Below are 1804 nucleotides of genomic sequence, written 5' to 3'. Positions count from 1 at the left end.
ACTCCCTCAGATAGATCCATTTTACTAGTAAATGCTCGCTTATTCGCAGGATTTCAAATCCCTTGTAAGGATAATGACGGGTAAATGGAATGAGTTTTAATGTTTTTGGCTATGTGAAGGTATGCAGGAATAGAGGAGTTAGAAACTCCAAGTATTCTAATAAGTATACTGCACGCATTCTCCACTCTGCCCTTGGAGGCTTTCCCTCCCAAGTCTCAACGGGTCAATTGCCCTTTCATTCCTTCGTCATGCCTATCCAAGGGGTGGAGGCCGGTTTTGCTGCGACAATGGGTCTGTGCCCTTTAGTTTATTTATTCCAGTACTCCGTGCTTTCTTTGAGATCCTACGAATAAGCCAACATTCACAAGCTAATGGTAAGTAGTTAAATTCTGTGTAAAATAGTAATTCCGTAAAGAGTCAGCTTAAGCTGCTATTAGTGTTATGGGCTGTACTTTTTCAGGACAATAAGGTTCATTATTTCTTGCTATTCTTACCAATATTCGTGCTAATTTACCAATCAGTTTCATGATGGATTTCATTTTTTTAATCTTTTTCACTTTGACATTGTGGGCATGAAGTGCTTTGAACTCGGGATTGTTTACTACAAGACTGATTGTCGCTAGGAACAAGTAGCGCCTCAGTCGAGATCTGCCACGCTTGGAGATGACAATTTGTCCTTTCCATTTACCTGAACTCGCCTCGGCTAAGTTCAAACCTCCATGTCGCAAGAGGGAATTACCATGAGGGAAATTACCTAAATCACCAGCTTCCCCTAAGATACCCGCCAGCGTGGTTTCAGTAATTCCTTTTATATCAAGTATTTTATCCGCAACAGAAATACTTTTAAGTACATCAGTCGTTTCTTTTTCAACTGTTTCAAGTTGAGTTGTGGCGAGATCAAATTCCTCTAATAATTGTTCTAGATGTAGCTTATATGCATCGAGTGCTTGAGTGGTGCCAATAGAACCTTTGGCTAATTGGATTAAAGTTTGTGCTTTTTTTAAACCAGGTTGTCGTTTCATTAGCGTTTTCCACCCTTTAACAACATCCTGTGCTTCCATTGAACGTAATTCACCAGGTGTAGGGAATAAGCGAAGGGTTGCGATGGCACCTTTGCCCTTTACATCCTTAAAAACTTGCCGAAGTTCAGGAAATACAATATCTACCCAACGGTTTATTTGGTTAACGGCACTAACATGACGTTTAACGATGAAGTCACGATTGGACATTAAAATTCTGAGCTTTTCAAAAGCTTCTGGAGTTGGGTGTATAAACGAATAGTAGCCATTTTTCACCATATCCGCGATGACAAGTGCATCTTTTTTATCACTTTTGGATTGCGTATTATCTCGGTTTTCCTTATTCCTTTTAACGTGATGAGGGTTAACTGTTACAACATCAATACTTTGATCATATAGCCATTTGGATAAGTTTAACCAATAATGCCCGGTAGGTTCCATTCCAACAATTTCGGTACGATAACCTTTTAGATTCTTTAACTCGTTCATCCATGTCTGAAATCTAGAGAAGCCGGCCACATCATTTTCAAAAGTGATAGGATTGCCAATCACTATTCCTCTGTAATTCACAGCACGGGCCACATGGAATTGTTGTGCAATGTCCACGCCAACAACTAGGTGATGGTCTGAAATTCTTTCTATAAGTTGATTTTGTTTGTCTTGCATTTTATACTTCATGTAGGGTTCCTCCTAAGATTGTGTTTGTTTTGGTCTACCATAATCTTATCGAGGGGCCCTAATATTTTCAAACCCCAAATTTAACGTTCTACAGGAATGCTGCGACA

At 39.6% G+C, this 1804-nt stretch carries 1 protein-coding gene; it reads right to left on the bottom strand.

From position 1 onward, the window contains the following. Positions 1–422: 422 nt before the first annotated feature. A complete protein-coding gene (locus WMZ97_RS21765) occupies positions 423–1697 on the bottom strand; it encodes an IS110 family RNA-guided transposase (protein ID WP_343274161.1) in 1275 nt (424 codons plus the stop codon). Positions 1698–1804: the final 107 nt, after the last annotated feature.

It is taken from the genome of Lentibacillus songyuanensis (genome assembly GCF_039548255.1).
GTDB lineage: Bacteria > Bacillota > Bacilli > Bacillales > Amphibacillaceae > Lentibacillus_C > Lentibacillus_C songyuanensis.
Note: the sequence above shows the minus strand (reverse complement) of the source record. Positions and strands in the feature narration are given on the sequence as shown.

What these genes read in the sequence shown, in the direction of transcription:
- WMZ97_RS21765 (WP_343274161.1), bottom strand. Translation starts at nt 1,697, where the DNA reads ATGAAGTATAAAATGCAAGACAAACAAAATCAACTTATAGAAAGAATT.